This is a genomic window from Rouxiella sp. S1S-2 (assembly GCF_009208105.1).
In the GTDB taxonomy this organism is placed as follows: Bacteria; Pseudomonadota; Gammaproteobacteria; order Enterobacterales; family Enterobacteriaceae; genus Rouxiella.
Map to the genome: position 1 here is coordinate 1,287,605 of NZ_WFKL01000001.1, position 24,731 is coordinate 1,312,335.

Annotated in this window: 27 protein-coding genes and 1 tRNA gene; 17 read left to right on the forward strand and 11 right to left on the reverse strand. The window is 52.6% G+C overall.

The window, feature by feature from the left end; genetic code table 11:
* Positions 1-22: 22 nt before the first annotated feature.
* Positions 23-748: a class I SAM-dependent methyltransferase gene (locus GA565_RS05960; protein WP_152197721.1), complete on the forward strand. Its 726-nt coding sequence runs from the start codon at positions 23-25 to the stop codon at positions 746-748.
* Between the two features lie 16 nt (positions 749-764).
* Here the strand turns inward: GA565_RS05960 and rnhA are convergent, their stop codons facing one another.
* On the reverse strand, positions 765-1,232 hold the full coding sequence (gene rnhA / locus GA565_RS05965; protein ID WP_055781109.1) for a ribonuclease HI: 468 nt from the start codon (positions 1,230-1,232) through the stop codon (positions 765-767).
* 70 nt (positions 1,233-1,302) lie between these two features.
* Between rnhA and dnaQ the strand changes: the two genes are divergently transcribed.
* Entirely contained in the window at positions 1,303-2,058 is a 756-nt protein-coding gene (dnaQ, locus tag GA565_RS05970) for a DNA polymerase III subunit epsilon (protein ID WP_152197722.1), read from the forward strand.
* Positions 2,059-2,210: 152 nt separating this feature from the next.
* Positions 2,211-2,287: transfer RNA gene (locus GA565_RS05975), tRNA-Asp, on the forward strand.
* A 60-nt stretch (positions 2,288-2,347) separates the two neighbouring features.
* Here GA565_RS05975 and GA565_RS05980 read toward each other — a convergent pair.
* Positions 2,348-3,853, reverse strand: a complete 1,506-nt coding sequence (locus GA565_RS05980; RefSeq protein WP_152197723.1) for an NCS1 family nucleobase:cation symporter-1 — start codon at positions 3,851-3,853, stop codon at positions 2,348-2,350.
* A gap of 178 nt (positions 3,854-4,031) precedes the next feature.
* Between GA565_RS05980 and GA565_RS05985 the strand changes: the two genes are divergently transcribed.
* Genes GA565_RS05985 through puuE form a run of 3 tightly spaced genes read left to right on the forward strand, consistent with a single transcriptional unit; the run spans position 4,032 to position 6,478 of the window.
* Entirely contained in the window at positions 4,032-4,772 is a 741-nt protein-coding gene (locus GA565_RS05985; RefSeq protein WP_152201330.1) for a GntR family transcriptional regulator, read from the forward strand.
* On the forward strand, positions 4,772-5,518 hold the full coding sequence (locus GA565_RS05990; RefSeq protein ID WP_152197724.1) for an aspartate/glutamate racemase family protein: 747 nt from the start codon (positions 4,772-4,774) through the stop codon (positions 5,516-5,518). The genes GA565_RS05985 and GA565_RS05990 overlap by 1 nt, the downstream gene beginning before the upstream one ends.
* Positions 5,519-5,536: 18 nt before the next feature.
* The gene (gene puuE / locus GA565_RS05995) at positions 5,537-6,478 is read left to right on the forward strand and encodes an allantoinase PuuE (protein WP_152197725.1); all 942 of its coding nucleotides are present in this window, start codon (positions 5,537-5,539) and stop codon (positions 6,476-6,478) included.
* Positions 6,479-6,530: 52 nt separating this feature from the next.
* Here puuE and GA565_RS06000 read toward each other — a convergent pair whose 3' ends face one another.
* Positions 6,531-7,445, reverse strand: a complete 915-nt coding sequence (locus GA565_RS06000) for a LysR family transcriptional regulator (protein WP_152197726.1) — start codon at positions 7,443-7,445, stop codon at positions 6,531-6,533.
* Between the two features lie 118 nt (positions 7,446-7,563).
* On the opposite strand from GA565_RS06000, the gene GA565_RS06005 reads away from it, so the two are divergent.
* Positions 7,564-8,007: an ester cyclase gene (locus tag GA565_RS06005; protein WP_152197727.1), complete on the forward strand. Its 444-nt coding sequence runs from the start codon at positions 7,564-7,566 to the stop codon at positions 8,005-8,007.
* 54 nt (positions 8,008-8,061) lie between these two features.
* Here the strand turns inward: GA565_RS06005 and celB are convergent, their stop codons facing one another.
* From celB to GA565_RS06025, 4 genes are all read right to left on the reverse strand, one after another.
* On the reverse strand, positions 8,062-9,405 hold the full coding sequence (gene celB, locus GA565_RS06010; protein ID WP_370518091.1) for a PTS cellobiose transporter subunit IIC: 1,344 nt from the start codon (positions 9,403-9,405) through the stop codon (positions 8,062-8,064).
* A gap of 73 nt (positions 9,406-9,478) precedes the next feature.
* The gene (locus GA565_RS06015; protein ID WP_304621434.1) at positions 9,479-10,786 is read right to left on the reverse strand and encodes a 6-phospho-beta-glucosidase; all 1,308 of its coding nucleotides are present in this window, start codon (positions 10,784-10,786) and stop codon (positions 9,479-9,481) included.
* Positions 10,782-11,075, reverse strand: coding sequence for a PTS lactose/cellobiose transporter subunit IIA (locus GA565_RS06020; RefSeq protein WP_152201331.1), 294 nt, complete (start codon positions 11,073-11,075; stop codon positions 10,782-10,784). Before GA565_RS06020 ends, GA565_RS06015 begins: the two co-directional genes overlap by 5 nt.
* A 158-nt stretch (positions 11,076-11,233) precedes the next feature.
* The gene (locus GA565_RS06025; RefSeq protein WP_055781137.1) at positions 11,234-11,539 is read right to left on the reverse strand and encodes a PTS sugar transporter subunit IIB; all 306 of its coding nucleotides are present in this window, start codon (positions 11,537-11,539) and stop codon (positions 11,234-11,236) included.
* 439 nt (positions 11,540-11,978) lie between these two features.
* On the opposite strand from GA565_RS06025, the gene GA565_RS06030 reads away from it, so the two are divergent.
* Positions 11,979-13,109 carry a MurR/RpiR family transcriptional regulator gene (locus GA565_RS06030; protein WP_152197730.1) on the forward strand — a complete coding sequence of 377 codons (1,131 nt, stop codon included), beginning with the start codon at positions 11,979-11,981 and terminating at the stop codon, positions 13,107-13,109.
* 98 nt (positions 13,110-13,207) lie between these two features.
* Here GA565_RS06030 and hpxZ read toward each other — a convergent pair whose 3' ends face one another.
* The 4 genes from hpxZ to GA565_RS06050 all read right to left on the reverse strand — a co-directional run bounded on the left by hpxZ (position 13,208) and on the right by GA565_RS06050 (position 16,966).
* Positions 13,208-13,591 carry an oxalurate catabolism protein HpxZ gene (gene hpxZ / locus GA565_RS06035; RefSeq protein WP_152197731.1) on the reverse strand — a complete coding sequence of 128 codons (384 nt, stop codon included), beginning with the start codon at positions 13,589-13,591 and terminating at the stop codon, positions 13,208-13,210.
* Positions 13,592-13,633: 42 nt separating this feature from the next.
* A complete protein-coding gene (locus tag GA565_RS06040) occupies positions 13,634-15,031 on the reverse strand; it encodes an AtzE family amidohydrolase (protein WP_152197732.1) in 1,398 nt (465 codons plus the stop codon).
* Entirely contained in the window at positions 15,028-15,228 is a 201-nt protein-coding gene (gene hpxX / locus GA565_RS06045; RefSeq protein WP_055781153.1) for an oxalurate catabolism protein HpxX, read from the reverse strand. The genes GA565_RS06040 and hpxX overlap by 4 nt, the downstream gene beginning before the upstream one ends.
* A 151-nt stretch (positions 15,229-15,379) precedes the next feature.
* Entirely contained in the window at positions 15,380-16,966 is a 1,587-nt protein-coding gene (locus tag GA565_RS06050; protein ID WP_152197733.1) for a gamma-glutamyltransferase family protein, read from the reverse strand.
* A gap of 265 nt (positions 16,967-17,231) precedes the next feature.
* On the opposite strand from GA565_RS06050, the gene GA565_RS06055 reads away from it, so the two are divergent.
* The 9 genes from GA565_RS06055 (at position 17,232) to uraH (ending at position 24,691) form a co-directional block, all read left to right on the forward strand.
* Positions 17,232-18,071, forward strand: a complete 840-nt coding sequence (locus GA565_RS06055) for a MurR/RpiR family transcriptional regulator (protein ID WP_152197734.1) — start codon at positions 17,232-17,234, stop codon at positions 18,069-18,071.
* Positions 18,072-18,324: 253 nt separating this feature from the next.
* Positions 18,325-19,116: a transporter substrate-binding domain-containing protein gene (locus tag GA565_RS06060; protein WP_152197735.1), complete on the forward strand. Its 792-nt coding sequence runs from the start codon at positions 18,325-18,327 to the stop codon at positions 19,114-19,116.
* 67 nt (positions 19,117-19,183) lie between these two features.
* Positions 19,184-19,849, forward strand: coding sequence for an amino acid ABC transporter permease (locus tag GA565_RS06065; RefSeq protein WP_152197736.1), 666 nt, complete (start codon positions 19,184-19,186; stop codon positions 19,847-19,849).
* 2 nt (positions 19,850-19,851) lie between these two features.
* Positions 19,852-20,502, forward strand: coding sequence for an amino acid ABC transporter permease (locus GA565_RS06070; protein WP_152201333.1), 651 nt, complete (start codon positions 19,852-19,854; stop codon positions 20,500-20,502).
* Positions 20,502-21,254 carry an amino acid ABC transporter ATP-binding protein gene (locus GA565_RS06075; RefSeq protein WP_055781176.1) on the forward strand — a complete coding sequence of 251 codons (753 nt, stop codon included), beginning with the start codon at positions 20,502-20,504 and terminating at the stop codon, positions 21,252-21,254. The genes GA565_RS06070 and GA565_RS06075 overlap by 1 nt, the downstream gene beginning before the upstream one ends.
* Before the next feature lie 23 nt (positions 21,255-21,277).
* A complete protein-coding gene (locus tag GA565_RS06080; protein ID WP_152197737.1) occupies positions 21,278-22,537 on the forward strand; it encodes an alanine--glyoxylate aminotransferase family protein in 1,260 nt (419 codons plus the stop codon).
* A 2-nt stretch (positions 22,538-22,539) separates the two neighbouring features.
* The gene (gene hpxK, locus GA565_RS06085) at positions 22,540-23,796 is read left to right on the forward strand and encodes an allantoate amidohydrolase (RefSeq protein WP_152197738.1); all 1,257 of its coding nucleotides are present in this window, start codon (positions 22,540-22,542) and stop codon (positions 23,794-23,796) included.
* A 65-nt stretch (positions 23,797-23,861) separates the two neighbouring features.
* Positions 23,862-24,356, forward strand: coding sequence for a 2-oxo-4-hydroxy-4-carboxy-5-ureidoimidazoline decarboxylase (uraD, locus tag GA565_RS06090; protein WP_152197739.1), 495 nt, complete (start codon positions 23,862-23,864; stop codon positions 24,354-24,356).
* Positions 24,356-24,691, forward strand: a complete 336-nt coding sequence (gene uraH, locus GA565_RS06095; RefSeq protein ID WP_152197740.1) for a hydroxyisourate hydrolase — start codon at positions 24,356-24,358, stop codon at positions 24,689-24,691. Before uraD ends, uraH begins: the two co-directional genes overlap by 1 nt.
* Positions 24,692-24,731: the final 40 nt, after the last annotated feature.

Below are 24,731 nucleotides of genomic sequence, written 5' to 3' on the forward strand. Positions count from 1 at the left end.
GCCTGAAAGTTGAAAAAAAATCATGAAGTCAGCACATATTCGCAAAAAGCTCGTGGTGCCTTCATCCTGGGACGATATTCCCCGTGGTGATTACTACCGTGCCGCGCTTGAAGAACAACTGCAACCTTGGTGGAGCAAGTTGTATGGCTTTCATTTACTTAAAATTGGCAATTTAAGCACTGAAATCAATAGTGAAGACTGCACTATTTCGCATCAGGTTAACGTTGCACCGGAGGGAGAAAAGGTGCACGTTCGTGGTGATCCTTACTCTCTGCCGTTTGAACAGAAGTCGGTCGACGCCTGTCTGCTGTGCCACACCCTAAATTATGCTACCGATCCGCACCGTATTTTGCGCGAGGTTGACCGGGTGCTGATAGATGATGGTTGGCTGGTAATCAGTGGATTTGCGCCGCTGAGCGTATTGGGGATTGGGAAATGCATCCCCTTTTTACGCAAGCGCCAGCCGTTTAGCAGCCGCATGTTCAGCCAGACAAGATTAATTGACTGGCTGAGCCTGCTCAATTATGAAGTCATGTTTAAATCACGATTTCAGGTATTACCGTGGCATAAGCAGGGTGGACGCATGATTAGCACCCACCTCCCGGCGTTGGGCTGCATGACGGTGATTGTGGCAAGAAAGCGTACGCTGCCGCTGCAGCCTACCGCTAAAAAAATGCCCGCACGCCGACAGTCTATAGCACAACCGGTCGGCGCCAATAAAAGCTACCGTAAAGAGCACGATGACTAACTCGGCGTCGTGCAGGCTACTTTTCTGGCTGATAACCTACGTCTTCGAGCGTTGGATTACCGGCAGCGTTGCGCGCCAGTTCATCACAGCGTTCGTTTTCCGGGTGACCGGCGTGACCTTTTACCCACATCCAGTTCAGGGTGTGGGTCTGAATCGCTGCATCAAGGCGTTTCCATAAATCGACGTTTTTCACCGGCTTTTTATCAGCCGTTTTCCAACCGCGCTTTTTCCAGTTGTGGATCCACATCGTGATCCCCTGGCGCACGTACTGGCTGTCGGTGCTCAGCGTCACATCGCAGGGCGTGGTCAATGCCTCAAGCGAAACAATGGCCGCCATCAGCTCCATGCGGTTGTTGGTCGTCAGTCGATAACCGGCACTGAACGGTTTTTCATGCTCTTTATAGCGCAATATTGCGCCGTAACCACCGGGTCCCGGATTGCCGAGGCAAGATCCGTCGGTGAAAATTTCTACCTGTTTGCGCATCTCTGGTAGACTCTTCCATCAGAATGTAAAAGCCAAGTCTGACATAAACGAGCGCTATGAGCACTGCAATATGCTAACAACACCTACCAGACAGATTGTTCTCGATACCGAAACTACCGGTATGAATAAGCTGGGCGTCCACTATGAAGGACACCGCATCATCGAAATCGGTGCCGTTGAGGTTATCAACCGGCGCTTGACCGGCCGTAATTTTCACGTGTACCTCAAGCCCGACAGGTTGGTGGATCCCGAAGCCTTCGGTATTCACGGCATTAGTGACGAATTTTTAGCCGATAAGCCGACTTTCGCTGAAATCGCCGATGACTTCCTGGACTATATTCGCGGCGGCGAATTGGTGATTCACAACGCGAACTTTGACATCGGTTTTATGGACTACGAGTTCGGCATGCTGGGGCGCAACCTTCCCAAAACCGAAACGTTTTGTAAAATTACCGATAGCCTGTTCATGGCGCGCAAGCTGTTCCCCGGTAAACGCAACAACCTTGATGCGCTCAGCGATCGTTATCTAATCGATAACAGCAAGCGAACGCTGCACGGCGCTTTACTTGACTCCGAAATCCTCGCCGAAGTTTATCTAATGATGACCGGTGGGCAGACGCTGATGAAGTTTTCCCACGAAGGTGAGCAAAATACCGGCGCCGACGGATTGGATATTCAGCCGATTTTGCGTCCCGCCTCAGGATTACGGGTATTGATGGCGAGTGATGAAGAGTTGAGCGCGCATGAAACGCGTCTGGATTTGGTCATGAAGAAGGGAGGTACCTGCCTGTGGCGTCCGGCACCGCCGGAAACACAGTCAGAATGAAATGCCGAATTATGCGACGCCAATTTAATCGCCCTGCGGAAATACTGAGCAAATAGAATTATTTGTCAGAAAAAGCATTGACGGAATCATTGGTCAACCGTAATATTCGCCTCGTTCCAGTGACATGGGGCGGCAGTAAAAAGAAGTAAAGTGGAGCGGTAGTTCAGTTGGTTAGAATACCTGCCTGTCACGCAGGGGGTCGCGGGTTCGAGCCCCGTCCGTTCCGCCACATTCAGAAGCCCTGATTCAGCAATGAATCAGGGCTTCGCTGCTTTTATCCTTCCAGAAACTACTCTTTACCCAGTTCGGCCTTCACATAGTTCATTGACGTCGCCGCCGCGCGGTCGTGTCGTGCGATAAAGCGGTAGAATCCACCCGATAAAAATGCGCCAATAAACCAGCTAAAGTTTGCCACCTGATGCAGGCTTGGCGTAAAGCTAATCAGCAGGCCAATCGCCACCGCCGGCAACAGTGAGCCAATGGCTTTCGGGTTGAAACCGTTGCGATACCAGTAACGACCTGAAGGCGTGTCGTTGAACAAAGCATCCACGTCGAGATGTCCGCGTTTAATCAGATAATAATCCACCAGCAAAATGCCGAACAGCGGTCCAATAAACGCGCCCAGCACGTCGAGGGTATAATGAATCAGCTCAGGCGACTGGAACAGGTTCCACGGCGTCAGCAGAACAGAACCTACCGCCGCAATCATCCCGCCGGTGCGGAAGCTAATTTTTTGCGGTGAACAGTTGGAGAAGTCAAAGGCTGGGGAGACGAAGTTGGCAACAATATTGATGCCGATAGTGGCAATAATCATCGTCAGCAGGCCAAGCGCAACGGCAACGCTATTACCCACACGGCTTACGGTTTCAATCGGGTCGGTAATCATGGTGCCGAACAGCGACTGTGTGCCGGAGACAATCACCACAGTAACAATCGAGAACAGCAGGAAGTTAAACGGCAGGCCCCAACGGTTGCCGCGGCGGATTTCGCCCATGCTTTTGCCGTAGCGAGAGAAATCCCCAAAGTTAAGCAGCGGACCAGAGAAGTAAGACACCACCAGCGCCGTTGCGGTAATCATCTCCCAGGTTTGTTGGCCCGCAGACAAAGATTTGCTTGCCAGGGTAAATGAAATATTGCTCAGACCGGTTTTGTATACAATCCATCCAGCCAACATCAGCATCACCACATACACAGCCGGGCCCGCCACGTCGATAAAGCGTTTAATCGCGCTCATGCCGTGCCAGAACACCATTGCCTGCAGTACCCACATCACGCCAAAACAAATCCAGCCCAATGCAGAAAGACCCAGCCAGTGTGGCACTGTCAGCGGATTAAGCGCCGGGAAGAACTTGAGCATCACCAGCATCAGCGCGCTGGCGGCCAGATAGGTTTGAATACCGTACCAGGCAAAGGCAATCAGACCGCGGATCACCGCCGGAATATTCGCACCAAACACGCCAAAGGCCTGACGACAAATAACCGCATAAGGTACGCCCGCTTGCTGGCTGGGTTTTGCCACCAGATTGGCGCAGAGCTGCACGATGCAAATGCCGCACAGCAGGCAAATCAGTACCTGCCAGCTTGCCAGCCCGAGGGTGAAGAAACTGGCGGCAACAACGTAACCTCCCATGCTGTGTACGTCTGACATCCAGAAGGAAAAGATGTTGTACCAACTCCAGTTCTGATCGCGGGTTGGTGCCAAATCATCATTGCATAACCTGGGGCTGTAGTGCGGTTTGATAATTCCGGCACTCAGGTGAGGGTCAGCAACAGAGCTGTTTTCCTGGTTTGGCATAGATCGTGCTCCTGTCATAAACAACATTTGAAATAGGGGGAAGCCGATGTCCGGCTTTCCAAAAAATTAATCATTCAAATGTGCAGTGCAGGAATTAGGCCAAATTTCATTTTTTGTATACAAAAAAATATTTTCATGTATACGATAAGTTATGTGTTCGGTATACGGAGTAGTGATGATGACCAGCTGGAACGGCCTGAATACGGCTTATTTTACTGAGGATAAGGATGACCATATTTACAACGCACTGGTGCGTTCGATAGTCGAGCACACGCTGTTACCCGGTAATAAATTGCCTGAAGAAGCGCTGGCCGACGCATTTTCCGTCAGCCGCACGGGTATCCGTCGCGTTCTTCAACGCCTTGCCGCAGTGCAACTTGTGACGCTGTTGCCCAAACGTGGTGCGCACGTCACTACGCCGGACGCTGAAGAGTCACGCAGCGTGTTTACCACCCGAAAAATTCTCGAGTGCGCCAATATGACCCACGTGGTGGCGCACTGTCAGTCGCCTCATCTGGCTGCGATGAAGAAACTGGTGAATGAAGAGAAAAAAGCCCATGAGGATCGCGACGGTCCGGCGGCAATCCGCCTTTCTGCGGCTTTTCACGTTCAGCTACAGGCTATCTCCGGCAATAAAGTGCTGACCGAAACCGTTTCTCAGCTGACGTTACGCTCCTCGCTGGCGATAGCCGCCTGGGGAGCACCGTGGCAGCAGGGTTGTCGTTGTCACGATCACGACGACCTGCTGGCATTGTTGAAAAAGCGCGACGCTGCGGCGTTGGCCGAAAAAATGGCGCAACATTTTGACGATATTGTGGCCAGTCTGCGTTTTGAAAGCAGTGAGGGGCCAACGCCCGACTTTGCGCAAATTTTTTCCGGCATCACGGTGCCGCAGGTCAATGTCAAGGAGGGGCACTGATGACGGGGTCATCTCTGTGTATACAGCTAATCAATCCTAATACCAGTCTTGGCATGACGGAAGTAATGGCGGCAACTGCCCGTCTGGTGGCATCGCCCGGAACCGAAATCCTGGCCGTATGTCCCGAGGAAGGTGCGCCGTCGATTGAGGGACATTTTGATGAAGCGATTGCCACGCTCGGCGTTTTGCAGCAGGTAAAAGCGGGGCGTGAGGCCAGAGTTGATGGCCATATTATTGCCTGTTTTGGTGACCCCGGACTGCTGGCGGCGCGTGAGCTTGCCCGTGCGCCAGTGGTGGGGATTGCCGAAGCTGCCATGCATATGGCCACGCTGGTGGCGACTCGATTCTCGATTGTCACTACGCTGCCGCGCACCCTGGTGATCGCTCGCCATTTACTGCATCAGTATGGATTTGAGCGCCACTGCGCCGCGCTCCACGCTATCGACTTGCCGGTACTTTCGCTCGACGACGGCAGCGGAATGGCGCAACGAAAGGTGCGTGAACAGTGTATCAAGGCTAAGCAAAACGACGGCAGCGGTGCCATTGTGCTCGGCTGCGGTGGCATGGCCGACTTAGCACAGGAACTGACTCTCGAGCTGGGCATTCCGGTGATTGACGGTGTAAGCGCCGCGGTGCGCCTGATTGAATCACTGCACGCCCTGCGCCTGACCACCAGCAAATTTGGCGATCTCGATTACCCCCTGCCTAAGCCGCTCTCAGGCCGTTTTGCAGACCTCAATAACTAGCGACAAGCAGAGAAAACAATGTCTGATATCGATTATAGTTTTACCCGCGATTATCCTCGTGACCTGATTGGCTATGCGGGCAAACCTCCACACGCCAATTGGCCGGGCAACGCCCGCATTGCCGTGCAGTTTGTGCTTAATTATGAAGAGGGTGGCGAGAATAATGTTCTTCACGGCGATGCCGGCTCGGAGCAATTTCTTTCCGATATTATCGGCGCTGCCAGCTTCCCTGACCGCCACATGTCGATGGATTCACTGTATGAATACGGTTCACGCGCAGGTTTCTGGCGTATCCATCAGGAGTTTGTGAAACGCGGCCTGCCGTTAACTATATTTGGCGTAGCCATGGCGCTGGCGCGTAATCCCGAGGTCGTCGAGGCTATCAAGCAGGCAGACTATGACGTAGTAAGCCACGGCTGGCGCTGGATCCATTATCAAGACATGAGTGAACAGCAGGAAGCTGAACACATGCAAAAAGCTGTGGCGATCATTGAGGACTTGTTTGGCAAAAAGCCGCTGGGCTGGTACACAGGACGCGACAGCCCGAACACTCGCAGGCTGTTGGCCGAGCAGGGCGGATTTCAGTATGACAGCGACTATTATGGTGATGACCTGCCATTTTGGACGCCGGTTAAACTCGACTCCGGCGAAGTAAAACAGCACTTGATTATCCCTTATACCCTTGAAACCAATGATATGCGCTTTGCCTCGCCGCAGGGTTTTAACACCGGTGAACAGTTTTATACTTACCTGAAAGACAGCTTCGACGTGCTGTATGCTGAAGGTGAGACTTCGCCAAAAATGATGTCTATCGGCATGCACTGCCGTATTTTGGGTCGCCCAGGCCGGTTCCGCGCCCTGCAGCGTTTCCTGGATTATGTAGAGTCTCACGACCGCGTATGGGTTTGTAAACGACAGGAAATTGCCGATCATTGGGTGAAGCATCACCCGGCTGAATAAATCTCCGATAGCGTCCTATGAGTCCTCTCTCCTGAGAAGGGGATGAGAGGGCTTAGTTTAGTTCACCGGACTGCGCGCAAATCAGCGTTCTCAGCCATTTTTGTGCACCGCCGTCAGTGGAGCGTCTATGCCACAGCAGATGAAATAGAATCTCGGGCATATCGACCGGCGGTTTGAACATCACTACCTTGTCACTTTTCTCACTGATTAAAACGCTTCGTTTCAAAACTGTTGCCACATAGTTTGTCTGTTGCACTACCTCGGCGACGGCAAACATGGTTGGCACCGTCAGCCGAAGCTCTCTGCTCAGGCCCTGACTCCTAAGCTGTTCATCAACCAAACCATAGTGATGACCTTCCGGTGAAACCAATATGTGGCCCATGCTGAGATAGGTTTCTAACGTCATGCCATTTTTGGCAGCTTCACTGTCTTTTCTGACCAAGGTGACAAATTCATCGCTGAATAAGGGAAGCGATAATATTCTATTTTCAGCCTGCGACGGCGCAATGCCGACAGCCATATCAATTTTTCCAGCATCAAGCAGTGAAACCGATTCATCGCGATCGACGAAGGTTCTTATATGAACAGTCACTCCCGGTGCTTGCTGATTAATGGCTTTCATCATACCCGGCAGTAATACCATTAATGGATATTCAGACATCCCAATCGTGAAAGAAGTCTTTATGCCTTCAGGAGAAAAGATTTCATCCGGCAGCAACAGGTTGGCCAATTCATTAAGTGCTTTTGAAACATGTAGGCCGATCTCTTTTGCTCGAGCGGTGGGAAGCAACCCTGAGGCGCTGCGAATAAACAGCGGATCGGCAAAATGCGTTCGCAAGCGCGACAGTGCCGCACTCATCGCCGGCTGGCTGACGGCGGCTTTGAGAGCAGCGCGGGTCACGTTCCGCTCCTCCATCAGCGCGTCGAAAGCAACCAGAAGATTCAGGTCTAGCCCCTTAAAATCCATAAAACGTATATTCCTCTATATAGATCTCTTATTTCAATTATGGCTGATTCGAATGTGATACTTGCTGCGTAGTTCAGATTAACCACATAAAAATACATTCAGCCAGAGGAATATAAAGATGTCAGCGTTTGATGAAACCACAGAGCGTCTTATTACGGAGAAGAAGGCGGTTGAAAAGATTTATCAGGCCTTTAGCCTGCAAAATCCCGACTTGATTGATGAAGCGGTAACGCCTGATTGGGAGGATATTCCGCTCGCGCCCGGCCAGGCACCCGGCCCTCAAGGGTTGAAGCCTATTATTCGAGCGTTTATGGCCGCTTTTCCTGATGTTCAGATTGTTATTCACGACCTGATTCAGGTTCCGGGGCAGATTGCAGTTCGTGCTGAAATTACCGGTACACATAAAGGAAGCTTTATGGGCATCGAACCCACGGGGAAATTTGTCAGCATTCGATTGCATGAATTTCATCGTCTTAATGGCGAACGCGTCACGACCACTTGGCATCTTGAGGACTGGTTTGGGGTGTTTATGCAGCTCGGCCAGTTTCCCCCTCTCGCTTAAAAAAACAGGTCGAACCGTTTGGGGATCGACCTGCTGTATTGTTTTAAAAGACGATTACTTTGCCATCGCTTCAGTACCGGCCTGCGCCGCCTGCGTTGAAATATGATGCTGTTCTTCGCGATATTTCTGTCTGTCCCACACGCGGAAGAACGGATAGTAAATCACCATCGAGATTGCCAGATTCACCACCTGAATGACCGTGCCCGAAATATGTCCACCGGTGGCCAGATAGCCACTAATGAATATAGGGGTGGTAAACGGCAGGGCTATTCCAACCGGCGGTGTGACTAACCCCGTTGCCATCGCGGTGTAGGTGACAATCACCAGCACCACCGGCGTGAGGATAAACGGCAGGAAGAAATACGGGTTCATCACCAGCGGGATACCAAACACCATCGGTTCACTAATGTTGAACAAGCATCCCGGCGCCGCGATGCGACCCAGCTGTTTCATCTGTGCACTACGGCTGCGGATTAGCATAAAGATCACCAGCCCTAACAGCGCGCCGGTTCCTCCAGGGGCTATCCACAAATCGTAAAATTGCTGCGTGATGATGTGTGGAAGTGGCTGATTGGTTTGAAACGCCGTCAAGTTCTCGGACATATTCGACAGCCAAATTGGCTGAATGAATACCAACACTATTGCATCACCGTGCAGGCCCAGCGTCCACAGCAAACCGATTAGAATCACCGAGAAAATCATGCCCGGCAGCGTGCCGCCAATATGATGCATCGGAATGCCGATAATGGTGGAGATCATGGTATTAATATCGCCAAAAGGCGTTGCCTCGACGATAAGGCGCAGTGCTAACACCACCGCCAATACGCAAAATCCTGGCACCAGACTCAGAAACGATTTTGCTACCGCTGGAGGAACGCCCTCAGGCATGGTAATAACCAGATCCCGGCTGTGAACAAAGCGATAAATCTCGGTTGAAAGCAGGGCAATAATAATGGCAACAAACAGCCCCTGACTGCCGATGAAATTCATCGGTAATACGCCTTTCACCATCATGGCTTCAGCACTGACCACCGGCGTAAATAAAGTGTGCTGGGGAATAGTGAGTAAAAAAGCCACCAAAGAAACAGCACCGGTGCTGAGGGGATCCAAACCACGATATTTCTCTGCCAGACGGTAGGCAATACCAAAGCTGGAGATAATAGCCATAATGTCGTAGGTTGCTTTTACCGGATAAAGCAGCTTGTCTCGCCAGGCTGCACCGAATACGTCCCCCATGAAATTGGCATAGCTGGGGAACGGTAAATAGGCAAAAATAAGAAAGAACGATCCAATCAGCATGAAGGGCATGTTTAAAATAATGCCGTCACGAACTGATAATATATGCTTTTGTCCAGCAATTTTTAATGCCGCCGGTAATACGTAACGCTCTATCAACATATTTATATTAGCCATAGTCCCCCCTGTCCTTTACCCGTTGTATTTCATTCTGAAATCTCTAGGGTAAATGTGATTAATTAAACTGCGGTAAGTAACGACGATTTATAGTGAGTACTTCTTCCAGGATTTCTTCGGCAATATTGGCATTGCCAATTAATGGATTGGTTACCAACGCCAGTATTGCGCTTTTTTTGCAGCCTTTTACGGCGGCTTCGATGGTCAGGCGTTCGAAATCTTTTACCTGCTGCGTTAAACCATTCATGGCTGAAGGCAGAGGGCCAAATGAAAGTGGATGTGCGCCCTGTGCGTCGATCACACAGTTAGTTTCTATTACTGCATCATAAGGCAGTCCAATGATGGCCCCTTTATTTTGCGTATTTACCACCAGCACTTTACCCGAATTACTGTGGATCGCGCGGATCAGTTCCACCGCCACTTCGGAATAAAATGCGCCGCCGCGGAAATTAAGCTGCTCAGGCTTTTCGGCCAGATGAGGGTCGGCATACAGAGCAAAGAGTTCGGCTTCGACCTTCATGACCTGCTCGGCGCGCGTCCCACGCTCGGCAGCGGCTTCAAATTCTTCAGCCAGCATCGCTTCTGTTTGATAGAAGTAGCGATGATACGGGCACGGAATGGCGCCCAGCGCCCGCAGGAAAGCCGGTGGCCAAGGCGTATCTTTAATGTTGTTCATCGTCAACGTTTCGCCGTTGCACAACCGCTCGATAACGGATTCAGTCACGTCTTGCCCTTTAAGCGTTACCTGATGAACCCAAACCATGTGATTCAAACCGGCAAAACGCAGCTCGACGTCGTCGTAGGGTGCCTGGAGCATGTTGGCGACCATATGATGCATATGGACCGGCACATTGCACAGGCCGATAATTTTCGCTTTGCTGTAGCGGCTGACGGCTTCGGTAACGATGCCTGCCGGATTGGTAAAGTTGATTATCCAGGCGTCAGGGGCCAATTCTTCAACCGCTTTAGCGACCTCGAGCATCACCGGAATAGTCCGCAGCGCCTTGGCGAAGCCGCCAACGCCGGTGGTTTCCTGACCCAGCATGTTGAACTTAAGACCTAAACGCTCGTCTGCCGCACGCGCCGCAAGTTGGCCTACCCGCAGCTGAGTCAGCACGAAGCTTGAGCCACGAATGGCTTCTTCAAGAGAAAAGTGAACCGTTACTTTGATTTGCTCAAGGCCGTTGCGGATAAACATGCGGCGGGTAAGCTCGGCAATGACCTGTACTTTTTCACGACCCGCCTCTACGTCTACCAGTGCCAGTTCGGTGATGCCAATCTCGCCGTGATGCTGAATCAGTCCATCAACGAGTTCTGGCGTATAGCTGCTGCCACCGCCGATAACAGTAATTTTGGTCATATTAATCTCCTTGCGGGTTACGGCGATAGAGTTCGATCATATCGCTGGCTAATTCCTGAATAAGCATGGCGTTCATCAAATGGTCTTGCGCATGGACCAAAATTAAACTCACGGGAACTTTCCCTGAGCCTTCATCCATACCAATTAATTCGGTCTGAATTTTATGCGCGGCAGAAATAAATAACGTTGCTTCTTCGATGAGACTGAGTGCCTGTGTAATGTTATCGTTTCTTGCTTCTCTGAGCGCTGAAAGAAGCGTGCTTCTAGCACTTCCGGCCTGCACTAATAATTCCATCACTTTATTTTCGAGATCAAAAGAATCGAAATGAGTAACGTCGAGTTTAACACTTTCAAGAATACTATTTTCCAGAGTCACACAGTCCCCTTGTTCGAAGGCCAGATAAATATTGTCCTGCCCTTGAGAAAAGATTTTCTATTTACGAGTGATAAGAATTAAGAAATAAGGCTTAAGGCCTGGTCTAATACTTTATCCCCTCTCATCGTGCCGTAATCCATCATATTAATAACTTCAACCTGTTTGCCGTGACGTGCAGCAATATCAGACAGGCGGGCATGTTCATATTTCACCTGCGGTCCTAACATTACGACATCGGCCAACAGAATAATTCTTTCGAATTCAGCCACCGGTACGGCTTCAATATCGATAGATAATTGTCGCTTGGTGGCTTCTGTTTTCATTTTTTGAACCAGCATGCTGGTAGACATACCGGCCGCACAGCATAGAAAAATTTTTTGCATAAAATGAATTCCCTTTTATTAAACCTCATCGGCTGTGGAAATATAAAACGCTAGCGTAGAGATGAAGTAAATAGGCTAAATCATAGGTTTTAATTATGATAACGATTAAATCTCAATTAAAACAATGTGATGAGCCTTTTTTTGTCGTGAAATTTTTTTTCATGAATGTGATCTGAGATTAGTTTTATTTTTACAAGAAAAAAGTATTTATCAAAAAAATCATCAATATCAATTGGTTGTGTTATTTCGTGGTGATGTAGATCACAAAGTTTTTACCCTGGCTTTAAAGGTCTTTGAAAATTATTTTCATTTTGGTAGTCTGGCTCATAGGGAATTATGCTGTGTGAAAATCATGCCGATTTGGTAGGCTGAGTTATGAACAATGTGAGCAGTCGATGGCCTGTGTGCATGGCCGACGAAAGAAAAGGGCAACTCAGCGGTGGATATTGTTTATCAAATTCAATTCTTGCAGGGGCAATTCAGTCGACAAGAAAACAAAGTCGTCAAAGTCATCCTGGAAAATCCGGCGTTTGCATCGATTGCCACGCTAGAACAGCTGGCATCGCGTGCGGGCGTTAGCACCGACACGGTGGCGCATTTTGCCACCTCGCTCGGCTGTCAGGATGTTAACGACTTTATGACCCATATGCGGGCACAGAAATTGACTTATAGCACCGATACTCCCGTTTCAAAGCCCGTTTTGGGGGGAACGGACATTGCCTTCGCCTCAGCGGCTTCAATCGGTAAAATGCCTGGGGTAAGTCAGGAAATACTTCGCCGTTTTGCTAAATCCATCGGCTATGAAGACATTGGCGACATCATTTATCAGATTCGCGCGCAGCAAAACCAGCTCAGCCAGCAGGAAAGCAAAGTGGCACAAGCCATTCTCGATGATGTGGCTTTTGCTTCATCGGCAACCATTGAACAGCTGGCTTCGCAGGCGGGCGTGAGTCCGGCAACCATCACGCGTTTTGCTAAATCAATGGGCTGTGACGATATCCGCGACCTGCGCATGAAACTGGCGCAGGCCAGCGCGGTGGGCTCTCGCTATATGGCTCAGCAGCCAGAAAAATCGGCCAGCAAAGGCTCGGCGGGTTGGATTGGTAAAATCGGTGAGCGCGAGCACAGCGTTCATCAACAGCTGCAGCAGTTCGACGAACAGGCCTTTATCAGGGCTGCCACGCTAATATCATCGGCCAATAAAGGCGTCTATATCTTTAGTACTGAAAGCCGCTGTACGCTGTTTGCCAGCGAATTGCAAAATAGCCTGTTACGCGCGGGTTATCCTGCCTATGCGTTTAACGACCCTGAATTAATGCGCATCAGCGCCTCAGGCCTGACGGCGCAGCATGCGGTTTTGGCGCTGTCGTTAAGTGATGAAAACGGGCTGTTGCCCGAGATTGCCGGGCATGCTTTGAACTGCGGTGCGGGCGTGGTCGCTATTGCCTTGGCGGATTCACCACTGGCGGCACAGGCTACGTCGCTTTTATCTCTGCAGCCGGGGCAGGCGCACACCTTTAGTTCGCAGGGAATGCTGCTGGCCATAGACCTGCTGCTGGAACAGCTCTGAGTTGCTCTGGTCGGATTATCGCGGCACCCCATTCCTGCCTTCCCCGCTGAATAAACGGGGAAGGGCGGAAACCTCTCATCCCAAGACGGGTGCAGGGGTTAAATCATCAGGCTCACGTGTGCGGCGACTATCTTCCAGCCGCTCGGCATCTTAATCCAGGTTTGCATCTGTCGACCGGTTTTCTCACTGCCTTCGCGGCGAAACTCAGTGCTGGCAATCGCCATATCGTCGCCGTAAGTGGTGATCACCGTGTTTTGCAAATCACGCTCCAGCCCCTGCGCCGGACGTGAGGCGCGGAATTCGCGAATAGCATCAATGCCGTATAAGTTCTCTCCGGCCCCAAAGCGAACGGTGCGGGGGTCATGCCAAAATAACTCATCCAAAACCACGGTGTCGTTGGTAATCAGCGCCTGTTCATAGCGATAAAAAGCCGCATTAACCTCAGCCAAAATCGCCGGACGATCGACATTTTCAGTTTTCATATTGATCTCTATCTTCTGCAAAAAAGAGTGTAAATCAGGCAATCAGCGAATGATCGAGCTGCTGACACTGACGATCCCCTGTTGTTCCAAAGCCCAGGCTGCGCGCAGGCACAGGTCTTCGCGCCACGGCGGAGCTATCAGCTGCAGTCCGATGGGCAAGCCACCGGCGGTAATTAGCGGCACAGAAACCACCGGTAATCCAAGAAACGAAATTGGTTGAGTCAGCATGCCCATGCTGGCGCGGGTTGGCAGCGAGACGCCATTGATTTCAATGCTCTCCTGGCCGATTAACGTTGCCGGGCACGGGGTTGAAGGCGCGATTAAAATGTCCCAGTGTTCGAACATTGGTAACACCTGCTGCTGGAACTGGTGACGGAAACGCTGCGCTTGAACGTACCATGCCGCGGGTATCATTGCACCGGCTAATAGGCGCTCGCGCGAAAGCGGTTCAAACTGCTCGGGAATAGTGCGCAGCAAAGGCAAATACTGGTTTCCGCCTTCTGACGCAGTAAGGATAAACGCCGCCGAGCGGGCCAGCTCGGCCTGTGGCATTTCAATTTCCTCCTGCGCCTCAAGCGCCTGAGCCACACGTTTTACCGCATCCTTGGCATTATCGTCACACCAGGTATTGAAATAACCGCCGAGTACCGCGGTGCGCAGGCCTTGCTGGCCGCGCGCAAGTTGAGAAAAGGTTTCGCTGGTCGGTTTTTTTGCCTGAAACGCATCCGCGACGTCGATGCCCTGCATTGCATCATACACCTGCGCAAGGTCGCTGCTGCTGCGCGCCATCGGGCCAAGGTGGTCGAGGCTAGCGACAAAAGGCTGGCTGCCGCGGCGCGAGACTCTGCCAAAGGTCGGCTTAAGCCCTAAGATGCCGCTTAGCGAAGAAGGGACGCGAATAGAACCATTGGTATCGCTGCCCAAAGTAAAATGCACCAACCCGGCGGCGACGGCAGCGGCGGAACCGCCCGAAGAGCCGCCGGCAATGCGCGCGCGATCTCGCGGATTTCGCGTGGCACCATAGTGGCTATTTTCAGTGGTAAAACCGTAGGCGTAGGCGTCCATGTTTAGCATGCCGGAGAGTAGCGCACCGTTTTCGGCCAAGCGGGCGACGGTCCAGGCATCCTCTTTTGCCACCGGATTGCTGCTGTTAAGGCTGGCTCCGGCCAGAGTGACTTGCCCGGTGACATCAAGCAGATTTTTAACCGCGTAAGGCACCGCCGCAAGCGGAGGTAAGGTGCTGCCACTGGCGCGTAGTTTATCGATTTTGGCCGCTTCACACAGCATACGTTCGCCGGTTACGTGGGTGTAGGCATTGAGTGTTGGGTCGGCTTTTTCTATATTATCGAGCGTTTGTCGGGCAATTTCGCGGGCAGAAACATCCCCGTTTTTGAGCGCCTGCTGGATATCGCTAATACTGCTTTCGTGTAAAGGTTTCATGCGTGATAAACCCCGGCAATCTCGAGGCGCGGGTCAAGCGGCAGGTCCATCAACGGTTGTGCCATCTGGGCAATGCGGGTGAACTGGACAAGTAACTCCTGACGACGTGCATCGTCAAGCTCCAAGGCTAATACGGCTTCCATCTGGCTGATATACGCCGCCCAATCAGCGGGAGGCGCAGAAGGTGTGGTTTTCATCGTTTTTTCCTGTCTGTTAATCCCCAAATTAATTACGGGGGAATGTCTTCATTTTTATCCCCTCATCATGTGCGAGGGCATTTCTTGAATTGGATCCCTTTCCCATTTGGGGGAGGGCTAGGGTGGGGGAAACAAACGCCCCCACTCACCTTTAAAAACCCGCTGCACTGCCGTTGCTGCGTGGATCCGAAGCACCCTCGAACATACCGTTGGTGTGGCGCACAATCGCCCCTGCGTGCCCGACGGCTTCGCTAAATTCAGGCAGCATCTCGACCTCATGACCCCGCTGGCGAAGTCCTGCCAGCGTGGCGTGACTGAATCGGCTCTCAAGCTTAAGTGAATCGGAACTTTGCCCCCAGGTGCGGCCCAGCAGCCAGCGCGGTCCGGTTATCGCCTCTTGCAACGGTTTTCCCTGTACCACGTGGCGAATAAACACTGCCGCCTGGGTTTGCGGCTGACCGTCTCCGCCCATCGCCCCATAAACCATCGTTCGCCCGTCATACAGGCGCGCAGCGGCAGGATTTAGCGTATGGAACGGCTGTTTGCCCGGTGCCAGTGCCAGCAGATGGTCGGCGTCGAGGCTGAAGGAAGCACCACGGTTTTGCCACATGATGCCACTGTTCGGTAACACCACGCCGCTGCCAAATTCATGATAAATACTTTGGATAAACGATACCGCCAAACCACTGCTGTCCATCACGCCCATCCAAACCGTGTCGCCCGGGCCTTTGCCTTTACCCCAATCTGCGGCGCGATGAGGATTAATGCGCGTCGCCAGTGCATCGAGATAGGCGGGATCCAACAGTCCTTGAGCATCCTGAGTCATAATGCGCGGGTCGGTGATAAAACGGTCGCGCAGGCCAAACGCCAACTTGGTGGCTTCGACGATGCTGTGAATGGTGGCACCTTCATCCATCGCCTCAAGATTTAGGCGGTCGGTAAGGCCAAGGATCGCCAATGAAACCAGACCCTGCGTAGGGGGCGTCAGGTTATAAATTTCGCCCTTGCTGTGCTTGAGTTTGAGGGGAACGCGGCGCTGTGGCCGATAGGCTGCCAGGTCATCGCGGGTCAGCGGCATACCGAGCTTTTGCATGTCTGCGGCCAGGCTGTCGGCCAAATTGCCACGATAAAAACTGTCCAAACCCTCCTCGCAAAGCTGCATCAGCGTCGAGGCCAACTGTGGCTGAGTAAAGCGCTGCCCGCACTGAGGTACCTGACCGTGAGGCAGAAATACCTCGCAAAAGCCTGCCATAGATCCCAGCTCGTGGCGCTTGCTGTGCGTCGCCGCCTCCTGAGAAGCCGTAACCGGAAAGCCGTCAGCGGCGTAGCGAACGGCGTCGCGCAGCAGGCGAGAAACGGTTTTTTGCTCACCGCCCAACTCGGCGGACACGTTCAGCGCCTCCTGCCAGCCGCCTACGGTGCCGGCCACGGTCAACGCCGCTTTTGGCCCGCGATGAGGAATATGGCTTTCGCCGGCATAAAAATCGAGAGAGGCAAGAGAACCTGCGGCACCGCTGGCATCGATGGCCACCGGATTGCCCTGCGGCGGTACAATCAGCCAAAAACCATCACCACCCAAACCGTTCATGTGCGGATAAACTACGGCGATGGTGGCGGCAGCGGCAACCATCGCTTCGATGGCGTTGCCTCCCTCCCGTAAAACCGCCAACGCGCTCTGGCTGGCGAGATGATGAGGAGTAACCGCCATACCAAGCGGTGCGCTATTGCTGTTAATCATGCCGTCATCCTTATTTCACGGTTGAGTCTTTTCATCTGGCTGCTTTTTTTCAATTTCGATAATCCATGTCTGTCACTGCTTCGCCTAACTTCTTACCTTAACTCCCCTTAATTACAAGCAAGAGGTGTTCCAGATCGGCTGCTTATGGCTAATCTTTTACGAAACTGTGAACATAAGCAGCGGCCGAAATTGAAAAAATTTATTTGCTACAGCAATTGTAGGTCATGATATCTTCGGCTGAAACGTTGGTTACAGGGAACTGCACATGAAACAGATCGATGAACGCCTGCGCGGCTATTACGCCGAGCTTACGCCGCAGGAACAGCGGGTTGCGGATTTTATATTCGATCACATTGATGACCTTATGAGCTACAACAGCGCCGAGCTGGCGCGCCTGAGCGGCGTGTCAAAAGCCACGGTCAGTCGCCTGTTCAAACGTTTGGGATACCCGAGCTATCGCGACATGCGCGATGAGGTGCGCACCCTGCGCCAGAGCGGCATGCCATTGACCGACAGCCGAGATGCGGTGCAGGGCAACACGCTGCTGTCTCGCCACTACAAGCAGGAAATGGCTAACCTGACCCAGTGGATTAACCAGATTGATGGCGGTCAGTTTACGGCAGTGATCACTGCGCTCAGTCTGGCGCGGCAGGTCCGTTTGCTGGGGCTGCGCAACAGTTATCCGGTGGCGCTCCACCTGCGTCAGCAGTTGTTGCAAGTGCGAGATCAGGTGATGATTATGCCGCAGCCTGGGCAGACGCTGGCTGAAGAACTGGTCGATTTAATTCCCCAGGACGTGGTGATATTTATCGCGTTTCGCCGCCGTCCGCGCACCGCCCGCGCTATTCTGACTCAGCTTCAGCAGATGAACGTTCCGGTGCTGCTTATCTGTGAACCTCAGGCACAGTCGCTTATCCCGCTGGCCCGCTGGCACCTTTCTGCGTCGCTCGACAGCGTTTCTGCCTTTGACTCCTATTCGGCGGCCATGAGCATCGCCAATCTGCTCAGCAATGCTCTGCTGCATGAAATGCTGGCTTCTGGACGTCAGCGCATTCACCAAATTACCGACCTCTATAACGATCTTGACGAGCTGGAACAGCGCTAATTCGTTCACAATAAAGCCCTAAATTGGTGCTTTCGCACACTTAAAGTGCATTGCACCCGTTGGAGTTTGGCGCTGCTGCTCCGTTTTGGGGTGATTACGCCTCATTATCCTTAGCCGTTTATTACCCTTAATCCTTTATGTATCGCGATATTGCCAGTGAGTCCGGCACATTTTTATTTTTTGGCACATTAGTTGCAGAATGTGTGGCATAAGAATCTATCGTTTCACAAACTATGAGTCCGGGGAATCACAAATGAAAATGAACAAACGGTTGTTGGCGTGGGTAGGTGCAGCGATGTTGATGGTTCAGGCACCGCTGGTATTGGCCGATCAGCTGCAGGAAATCCAGCAGCGCGGCGTTCTGCGCGTCGCTATCCCGCAGGACTTCCCGCCTTTTGGATCGATTGGTACTGACATGCAGCCACAGGGTTATGACATCGACATGGCGCATTACCTGGCGGATAAAATGAAACTTAAGTTGCAGCTGGTGCCTGTTTCCAGTGCCAACCGCGTTCCTTACTTGCAAACCGATAAGGTCGATCTGGTTATATCCAGTCTGGGCAAAAACCCTGAACGCGAAAAAGTCATCGACTTCAGCAAAGCTTATGCGCCGTTCTTCCTCGGCGTTTTCGGGGCTAAAGGCGATGCGTTGAGCGATGTTAAGCAGCTTTCCGGCAAGTCTATCGGCGTGACCCGCGGCGCAGTTGAAGACTTGGTTCTGACAGACATTGCACCGAAAGATGCAAAAATCGAACGTTATGAAGACAATAACACTACCCTGTCGGCGTACCTGTCCGGACAGGTTGAGTTTATCGCTACCGGAAATCTGGTCGTTGCCGCCATTGCTCGTCAGAATCCACAAAAAGCGCCGGAATCAAAAGTATTGCTGAAAGACTCTCCGTGCTTTATCGGCATGCGTAAAAATGAGCCTGCGCTGAAGGCGAAAGTCGATGGGCTAATTGATGAAGCCTTGAAAGATAAGACGCTGAATAGCCTGTCTGAAAAATGGATGAAAGCCCCTCTGCCAGCCAATCTGGGTGCCTGATCCTTTTCAAGTAAAAGCTGTGAGTAAGAACAATGAGTAAAATCAGCGTGTGCAACGGAGAACCATCATGACGTATCAGCTTAATTTCAGTGCACTATGGCCCTATTTGCCGCAGCTGTTGGGCGGTTTATGGACCACCATTGAGCTGACTTTCATGGCCACGATTGGCGGCATCGCCATCGGCATTTGCGGCGCGGCGATTCGCTGCGGCAACAATGTAACGCTGCGCCGCGTTTGGGGCGTGTATGTTGAAGTGATCCGCAATACGCCGTTTGTGGTGCAACTGTTCTTCATCGTGTTTGGTTTACCGAGCCTGGGGTTGAAAATGACTGCCGGGGAAGCCGCGCTGCTGGCGATGCTGATTAATCTCGGGGCTTACAGCACCGAGATTATTCGCGCCGGAATTCAGTCAACGCCGAAAGGGCAGTGGGAGGCGGGCCGCGTGCTGGGCCTGACCCCTGGTCAGACCTTTTTTAGGGTGATTTTGCCACCGTCGTTAAAACGTATTTATCCGGCGCTGGTCAGCCAGTGCATCATCGTGATGCTCGGATCTTCAGTGGTTTCGCAGGTTTCATATCAGGAATTGACCTTTGTCGCCAGCCTGATTCAGTCTCGGACCTTCTTGAGTTTCGAAACCTATTTTGTGTGTACGCTGTTCTATCTGGCACTGTCGATTGTCATGCGTCAGCTGTTGTTGATTGCCGGACGCCGCTTCTTTGGGAGTTACAGCTGATGATGACGTTTACCGACTGGGACATTCTGCGCAACCTGCTGCTCGCCGCACGCTGGACGATTATGCTGTCGCTGGTGGCTTTCATTGGTGGCTCGCTGGTTACTGTCCCGCTTATTTTAATGCGCCTGACTCGCCGCCGCTGGCTGGTAAACGTGGTGCGCGTCTACGTTGAGGTTTTCCAAGGCACGCCGCTGCTGATGCAGCTGTTTTTGGCGTTCTTTGGCCTAGGACTGTTTGGTATTAACGTCAGCCCGTGGACCGCCGCCGCCTTTGCGTTGACCTTCTATTCCAGCGCCTATTTGGTGGACATCTGGTCCGGCAGTATTGACGCGCTGCCTAAAGGTCAGTGGGAAGCCTGCCGCTGCCTCGGCCTGACTTTTGGCCAAACGCTGTGGCGGGTGATCACCCCGCAGGCGCTGCGTATTGCTATCGCGCCTACCGTTGGTTTTCTGGTGCAGGTCATCAAAGGCACCGCGCTGGCCTCAATTATCGGCTTTGTTGAGCTGACCAAGGCCGGAACAATGCTCAATAACGTGACCTACGAACCCTTTAAAGTCTTTGGGCTAGTCGCCTGTGGCTACTTCCTGATGTGTTATCCACTCTCTCTTTACAGTCATTATCTGGAAAGAACATTGCTTGGAGATAAAAAGTAATGCCGCTGATCACAATTAATCAGGTTCAAAAATTTTATGGTCAGAACCATGTACTGAAAGGCGTGGATCTGGATATCGAAGGTGGAGAGGTGATTTGCATCATCGGTCGCAGCGGATCGGGGAAAAGTACGCTGCTGCGCTGTATGAACGGCCTTGAAGCGTATCAGGACGGCAGCATCAAACTGGGCGGCATGACCATCACCAGCCGCGATTCACAGGCGCGCGATATCAGCCGTTCCGTGGGCATGGTTTTCCAAAACTTTAACCTGTTCCCGCACATGACCGCGCTGGAAAACGTGATGTTGGCGCCGCGCCGCGTGTTGGGTAAAAACGCCGCTGAGTGCCGCGAGCTGGCGATTCAGATGTTGACCAAAGTCGGCCTTGCCGACAGGGTTGATTACTATCCGGCCAATCTTTCTGGCGGCCAGCAGCAGCGTGTAGCGATTGCCCGCGCGTTAGCAATGAATCCAAAAGTATTGCTGTGTGACGAAATTACCTCGGCTCTCGACCCCGAGCTGGTAGGGGAAGTCTTAAAAGTGTTGGAGCAGCTGGCGGCAGAAGGAATGACGCTGGTGCTGGTCACACATGAAATGAACTTTGCCCGCGAAGTGGGTGATCGGGTGGTGTTTATGCATCAGGGCACCGTCTGGGAGCAGGGCGAGAGCCGTGCGCTGTTTGCTAATCCGCAAACACCTGAGTTCAAACAGTTTATCGCGTCAGTGCGTGGCTTAAACGAAGCCGCAAACTCATAGCCATCGATTAAAAAAGGATAACCATGTTGGACATCTCACAATTAGGTCAAATCAATCCGCCTCACCGCCTGCTGATGGGGCCGGGACCGATTAACGCCGATCCCCGCGTGCTGCGAGCAATGTCGAGCCAGCTTATCGGCCAGTATGATCCGGCGATGACCGGTTACATGAATGAAGTGATGCAGCTGTATCGCGCGCTCTACAAAACAGAAAACCAGTGGACCTTCCTGATTGACGGTACCTCGCGTGCCGGTATCGAAGCGGTGCTGCTGTCGGGTATTCGCCCTGGCGACAAAGTGCTGGTGCCGGTGTTTGGCCGTTTCGGTCATTTGTTGTGTGAAATTGCCCGCCGCTGCCGCGCTGAGGTTCACACCATTGAAGCGCCGTGGGGCGAGGTGTTTACCCCGCAGCAGATTGAAGATGCCATTAAATCGGTGAAGCCGCGCTGGCTGCTAACCGTTCAAGGCGACACCTCGACCACTATGCTGCAACCGCTGGAAGAATTGGGTGAAATCTGCCGTCGTCACGGCGTGCTTTTCTACAGCGATGCGACCGCCTCTTTTGCCGGTAACCCAATGGAGACCGATGCCTGGGGTCTGGATGCAGTTTCCGCCGGTTTGCAAAAATGCCTTGGCGGCCCGTCCGGCAGTTCACCGGTGACCATCAGCCCGAAATTTGAAGAACAAATTCGCCGTCGCAAATGCGTTGAAGAAGGGATCCGCACTGCCGATCACGCCGACGGTGACGAGGAGATGATCTACTCCAACTATTTCGATCTCGGGATGATCATGGACTATTGGGGACCAGAACGTTTGAATCACCACACTGAGGCGACCAGCATGCTGTTTGCCGCGCGCGAATGCGCCCGCGTGATTCTCGAAGAAGGTCTGGACAACACTATCGCACGCCATAAATTGCACGGCGGCGCACTGCTGGCCGGTATCCAGGGCATGGGGCTGGAAGTGTTTGGTGACGTGAACCACCGCATGAACAACGTGTTGGGCGTGGTTATTCCGCAGGGTGTGCACGGCGAACAGGTTCGTTCAACAATGCTCAATGATTTTGGCATTGAGATTGGTACTTCATTTGGCCCACTGAGCGGCAAAATTTGGCGTATCGGCACCATGGGGTATAACGCGCGCAAAGACTGTGTGATGCAAACGCTGGTGGCGCTCGAAGCCGTGCTGAATCGCCAGGGTTTTGCCTCGAAATACGGTGCCGGTTCGCAGGCCGCGTGGGATCACTATTCCCTTTCGACCGATCGCGTGGCAGGAGGCCAGTAACAATGATTGCAGCCGTGCCCTTGAGTACAGAGGCTGAGCAGGCAGCGCGTAGAGTCATGGCGCGCTGCGACCGACTCGCCGAGCTGAGTGAAACGCCGGGGCAGTTGACCCGCGTTTATCTCTCTGCACAACATATTCAGGCCAACCGTTTGGTGGGGGAATGGATGGCGGCGGCAGGTATGACCACCTGGCAAGACAGCGTGGGCAATATTTGCGGACGCTATGAGGGCCTCAATCCGCAGGCTCCCGCACTGTTATTGGGCTCGCATCTCGACAGCGTGCGTAACGCCGGTCGTTATGACGGCCCGCTCGGCGTGCTGACCGCCATTGAAGTGGTCACCCATTTACATGCTCAGGGCATTCGCCTGCCGATGGCGGTGGAGATTGTCGGCTTTGCGGATGAAGAAGGCACACGTTTCGGCATCACGCTACTGGGCAGTCGTGGCCTCACCGGCACCTGGCCACAGGAGTGGCTGCAGCGCACCGACGCGCAGGGCATTACGGTAGCTGACGCCATGCTGAGCCTCGGCCTGAATCCTATCGATATTTTATCTTCCCAGCGTAATATCAACGATTTTTGTGCCTACCTCGAACTGCACATCGAGCAGGGTCCGTGCCTACAGTCGGCCGATTTGCCGCTGGGCGTGGTGACGGCGATTAACGGCGCACGTCGGCTGAACTGCCGTTTTGTCGGCCATGCTGGCCATGCGGGAACAGTGCCGATGGGGCATAGACAAGACGCGCTTGCCGCTGCCGCCGAGTGGATGGTTGCCATCGAAACGCTGACCACCGAGCGCGGTAACAATCTGGTCGCCACCGTGGGGCGTATTGAAAGTTTCCCCGGCGCGATTAATGTGATCCCGGGTGAAGTAAAACTGACGCTCGACGTGCGTGGTCCTGAAGATGAGCCGCTTGAAATCCTGCTGGTCAGCCTGCTCGACAAGGCCAGTGAGATAGCCACACGCCGAGGCCTGACCTTCGATGCCGAACAGTTTTATGGCATTAAAGCCACCGCCTGTGACCCACAGCTGCAGCTGCGTTTGGCGCAAAGTGTTGAAGCCCTTCAGGGGCAGTCGATGCTTTTACCCAGTGGAGCAGGGCATGATGCGATTGCCATTGCCGAGTGCTGGCCGGTCGGTATGCTGTTTGTACGCTGTAAAGATGGCATCAGCCATCATCCTGATGAGTCCGTTACCGTTGAGGACGTTGCCTTTGCCACGCAGGCATATATCGATACGGTATTGAGCTTTAATCCGTGATTTATGAGTGAAAAATCAGTATTTCATCAGTAAATACTCAGTAAATAATCAGGGAGAAAACGGCCATGACGTTAGAGGAATTTAATTCGCTTTCAGCCGACGAGGTGCGAGAAGTATTAGCGCCGTGTGTAAATATCGCGCAGTGGGTTAACGAAGTGAGTGCAGCGCGTCCATTTAGCAGCGTAGAACAGGCTGTGGAATGCGCGACACGGGCCAGCGCCTGCTGGCAGGCTGAGGCCATAATGAGCGCACTGTCTCAGCATCCGCGCATCGGTGAACGAGTTCAGGGTGACAGCAAAGAAGCCGCTCTGTCGCGCGCCGAACAGGCCACGTTGGGGTTGGGCGAGCAGCAAACCGCACGGGCTTTATTGCAAGGCAACCAACAGTATGAACAACGTTTTAATCGGGTGTTTTTGATTCGAGCCAAAGGCCGAACGCCTGCCGAAATCCTCTCTCACCTGCATCGTCGGTTGCAAAATAGCGACCCGCAGGAGCTGGAGGAAACTGCCGAACAGCTCCAGCAAATCACCCTGCTGCGTTTTAAGGAGTTATTTCACTGATGACTAAAATCACCACTCATATTCTGGATACATCTCTCGGCAAACCGGCGGCACAGGTTCGCGTGTGGTTAGAGAAAATAGACGGCCAGAAAGGGATCCTCGTTAATGAGGCGCACACCGACGATGATGGCCGTGCAACCACTCTGACGCCAGACGGCGTCGCGCCGGGTAATTACCGCCTTTATGCCGACGTGGGCCACTACTTTGCCGCGACCGGACGTGAAACGCTGTACAACCTGACCATTATCGACGTGATTATTTCAGCCTCACAGGCGCATTATCATTTACCGATCCTGCTTAGCCCTTATTCCTACTCAACTTATCGCGGGAGTTAATTGCCGGTGGCGTTAATGCTTTCACCGGCTAAATATTTTG